Genomic DNA, 4322 nt, shown 5'->3' on the forward strand with positions numbered 1-4322 from the left:
ATTAATGTACTCTGGCGTACATGATTAATATGTGCTATTGCCATGAGGAATCAGGATGAGTAATGTGCTCTCTATAGCCGCAGTGACAGCAGTACTAAAAGTCTTGCTGGAAAATGGTTTAGTCAGCGATCCGATCGCTGCTAGTGTTGGTGATGTGATTGTAACTGCCCTACCGCCCGATCGAATTTCAGTTGAAGCTGACGAGCGTGCCCAAATCAACCTTTTTCTCTATCAAGTGACGCAGAACCGCAATGTCGATTGGGTATCTCAAGAATTTCGGAGCAGGCACTCACGGATTAATGGAAACCCACGCTCTCCAACTCCACCACTAGCTCTCGATCTCCATTACTTACTAACAGCCTACGGAGCCAAGGATTTTCAGGCAGAGCTTTTACTGGGCTATGCAATGCATTTATTACACAAAACACCAGCTATCACATCTGATATTATTGAAAATACTTTGATAAATGCATCTACAACCAATACCTCAAGTGCTTTTTCGCAAGCTGTAGCAAGTGTGTCTGTATCCGATTTAGCTGAACAAATTGGGCAGATAAAATTGACTCCAGAGTTTTTTAACATGGAAGAAACTTCTAAGTTATGGTCTGCTTTACAAACACACTATCGACCTTCAGCTACTTATCTGGCATCAATGGTATTGATTGAGAGTAGCAATGACAAGTCTGAAAGTTTTTACATGATGCCCTTGTCTCAACCGAATATAGAGCAAGTTATAGCTCCAGCCAAAGCCGAACAAATGATTGTTGCAGGTACAACATTAGTAATTCGTGGTAAACGTTTACGCGGTGAGATCACACGAGTTCGTTTCGGTAATACGGAAACATTACTAGTACCTCAAGAAGTAAAAGAAACGCAAATTAGCTTGTTAGTCCCGTCAGATTTATACGCAAGCATACAGGGTGTCCAAGTTGTACATTTAACAATGGGCAATGTAGGTCAAACGAATCATCTAGTTGAATCAAACGTGGCGGCTTTTGTCTTACATCCAACAATTACAGCATTCGTCACTCAAGTAGAAAATAGCGGTGAGAATTTACGCACAGCAGAAATTACCGTTAAATTCCAGCCGAAAGTAGGTAAGGCACAGCGGGTAGTTTTGCTACTCAATGAGGTATCAGATGATAATCCGGTAGGTTATTCTTTCTTGGTTACACCACCGACTCAAGACACTGATGCGATCGCGATTCCGGTCAAAAATGTCAAACCAGGAACTTATATTGTCCGGGCGCGGGTAGATGGCGCTGAAAGTCCACTTCACAAAAATCAGTTAGGGGAATATGATTCGCCGCAGGTGACAATTTTATGAATGCTACGACAATTAATCACAATTGGGATCAGGCAAACTACCGCTATCTATCAGCAGCCCTAGCCGTGGTGCGTGGGATTTTGGAAAATCACACGGCAAAAGAGCAAAATCAACCTGAAGAGAACAACCAAGAGCATTTACAGCAGGCGTTACAGGAAGCCGCTGCTGCTATGCCTGCACCATCGGCATTAGAGAGAATCTGCAAAATGTTTAACCTCTCATCCTTTGAACGCGATTTGTTGCTGTTGTGTGCAGGTATGGAATTAAATGGGGATTTTGCCAAATTGTGTGCTATAGTTCACGACGATTCACAACGAGCTTACCCAACTTTGGGTTTAGCTTTGGCAGCTTTACCTAACGTCCACTGGGATGCGATCGCTCCAAATGCTCCCTTACGTTATTGGCGGTTAATTCAAATTGGTGATGGTCATTCCCTAACTCTTAGTCCCTTGAGAATTGACGAGCGGATTTTACATTATCTCACGGGGATTCAATATCTTGACGAACGGCTAGCTGGTATCATTGAGCCATTACAAGAGGTTAGCGATTTAGTACCTTCGCACCAAGATTTAGCAGAGCGAATCGCAGCAGTTTGGTCACAGGCTTACAAGGTTAATAGCTTGCCAATCGTCCAGTTATCTGGTGGTGAAACTGCTAGTAAACGTGACATTGCCGCCACAATTTGTCAACTTCAGGGTTTAAGCTTGTGGGTAATGCCTGCACAAGTCATTCCTTTAGCACCAAGCGAGTTGGATAATCTCATCCGCCTGTGGACTCGTGAGACGATTTTAAGTAAGAGTGCCTTACTGATAGATTGCAACGAATTGGATACTAATGATACAGCGCGGCTGAATGCGATCGCTCGTTTCATCGAACGCACAAAGGGCTTTTTAATAGTTACAAGTCGGGAACGGATCGGCTTATCACAACGCCTAGTAGTTAATTTTGACGTACATCAACCAACTAGCAAAGAACAAGGTGCAGTTTGGCAAGATGCATTAGGAGCGAGTGCATCGCAAATGAATGGGCAAGTCAAAACCTTAGTAAATCAGTTTAACCTCAGTGCTGCAACCATTCGCGCTGCTTGTGCAGAAGCCGCAGGACAGTTGGCACAAACACCAGAAAGCGATATCACTAGCATTTTATGGGATGCCTGCCGCGTGCAAGCACGTCCGCGCTTAGATGAACTCGCCCAACGGATTGAGCCATCTGGTGATTGGGATGACTTAGTATTGCCAGATGCACAGAAACAAGTTCTCCGGGAAATCGCGGCTCACGTGCGCCAACGTAGTACTGTATATAACAATTGGGGTTTTGGGGGCAAGAGTGCTAGGGGATTGGGAATCAGCGCTCTATTTGCAGGTAGTAGCGGCACTGGTAAAACCTTGGGAGCAGAAGTACTGGCCCATAAATTACGCCTCGACCTCTATCGTATTGACCTATCATCAGTAGTCAGCAAATATATTGGCGAGACAGAGAAGAATTTGCGCCGAGTATTTGATGCCGCAGAACAAGGTGGAGTGATTTTGTTATTTGATGAAGCTGACGCTTTATTTGGTAAACGGAGTGAAGTCAAAGATGCGCGCGATCGCTATGCCAATATAGAAGTTAGCTATCTATTGCAACGGATGGAAAGTTACCCAGGTTTAGCTGTCTTGACTACGAACTTGAAGAGTGCAATTGATACAGCTTTCCTGCGGCGGATTCGCTTTGTGGTGCAGTTCCCCTTCCCTGATACAACACAACGAGCCGAGATTTGGCGACGCGTCTTTCCAGCCGAAACCCCAACCGCAGATTTAGATGCTCTGCAACTAGCACGGCTCAATGTCGCTGGGGGTAATATCCGTAACATAGCTTTAAATGCCGCTTTTTTGGCTGCCGATGCCGGGGAACCAGTGCAGATGAAACACGTATTGCGGGCGGCTCAAACAGAATACAGTAAGTTAGAGAAACCTCTGACTGATGCGGAAGTTGGCGGATGGATGTAATCGGCAATGTATCCGTCAACGGTCATTTGTACTTGAAGTTTTAATTTTCTCATTGCCGTGTTCTCCTTTGTAATGAATTATACCAATTCAAAAAATGATTGCGGCAGATGGATTCACACCAAGCCAGACGCACCAAGGCAATTACAAATCCAAAATCTAAAATGGTATTACTCTGGTAATTCACCAAATCTTTCCCGATAACGAGCAAGCATGGACTCCATTTGAGCAAGTTGTTGCTCGGCTTGTTCGCGTTGTTGCTCGGCTTGTTGACGCTGTTGCTGTTCTTGGTGTGCTACTTCTTCTGGTGTGGGCGTCAGTTGTTTATCGGGATTGAAAAAGCGCAACTTCGATTGATAAACTCCCAAATATAACTGCAATTGCTGACTCCATAACCAACCAGCTTCATTTGCTTGCAGTTCTTGATAACGACCATCTAATAAATGAAATCCTTTAAATTCTAAACTTACTGGATCAAACCAAAAATAATCAGGAGTCCGCCAAATATCTTGATAGATTTCCTTTTTCAACCCTCTATCAGTAGCAGCTGTTTTGTCAGAAAGAATCTCTACAATCACATTTGGGTATTTGCCATCTTCTTCCCAAACTACCCAGCTTTTACGTATTTTGCGTTGGGTATTTAAAACTACAAAGAAGTCGGGGCCTCTAAATTGCTCAGACTTGCGTTGACGCGGACTGTAATAAATCGTCATGTTACCGCAAGCGTAGAAATCTTGACGCTCCTGCCACAACCATTCCAAACACTGAATCAACAGCAGTATTTGCCGCAAGTGAAGTTCTGTTTCCAAAGGTGGTTCATCACTGTATAAATCACCAGGAGGAAATATAACATCTTCTGGTGTGTCTTCTAAAATTATTCCTAAATCTTGAGCAGAAGACATAATAATTTCTCTTTTGACAAGATAAATCTAACTTAACCCAATTCATTTTTAAGTGCTGAGTGCTGAGTGCTGAGTGCTGAGTGCTGAGTAGTAACAAGTATTTAATAC

The 4322-nt window shown here is 43.7% G+C and carries 3 protein-coding genes; 2 read left to right on the forward strand and 1 reads right to left on the reverse strand.

Features of this window, described 5'->3' with window-relative positions; all coding sequences use genetic code 11:
- Positions 1-55 precede the first annotated feature (55 nt).
- Positions 56-1327 carry a DUF4255 domain-containing protein gene (locus tag IQ229_RS15190; RefSeq protein WP_194044989.1) on the forward strand — a complete coding sequence of 424 codons (1272 nt, stop codon included), beginning with the start codon at positions 56-58 and terminating at the stop codon, positions 1325-1327.
- Positions 1324-3315 carry an ATP-binding protein gene (locus IQ229_RS15195; RefSeq protein WP_194044990.1) on the forward strand — a complete coding sequence of 664 codons (1992 nt, stop codon included), beginning with the start codon at positions 1324-1326 and terminating at the stop codon, positions 3313-3315. Before IQ229_RS15190 ends, IQ229_RS15195 begins: the two co-directional genes overlap by 4 nt.
- A 167-nt stretch (positions 3316-3482) precedes the next feature.
- Here IQ229_RS15195 and IQ229_RS15200 read toward each other — a convergent pair whose 3' ends face one another.
- On the reverse strand, positions 3483-4214 hold the full coding sequence (locus tag IQ229_RS15200) for a Uma2 family endonuclease (RefSeq protein WP_194044992.1): 732 nt from the start codon (positions 4212-4214) through the stop codon (positions 3483-3485).
- Positions 4215-4322 lie beyond the last annotated feature (108 nt).

The organism is Nostoc cf. edaphicum LEGE 07299, assembly GCF_015207245.1.
Lineage (GTDB): Bacteria > Cyanobacteriota > Cyanobacteriia > Cyanobacteriales > Nostocaceae > Nostoc > Nostoc edaphicum_B.

Bases quoted from the DNA above. Each gene is read 5' to 3' on its own strand.
- IQ229_RS15200 (WP_194044992.1), bottom strand. From the start codon at position 4,214: ATGTCTTCTGCTCAAGATTTAGGAATAATTTTAGAAGACACACCAGAA.
- IQ229_RS15190 (WP_194044989.1), top strand. From the start codon at position 56: ATGAGTAATGTGCTCTCTATAGCCGCAGTGACAGCAGTACTAAAAGTC.
- IQ229_RS15195 (WP_194044990.1), top strand. From the start codon at position 1,324: ATGAATGCTACGACAATTAATCACAATTGGGATCAGGCAAACTACCGC.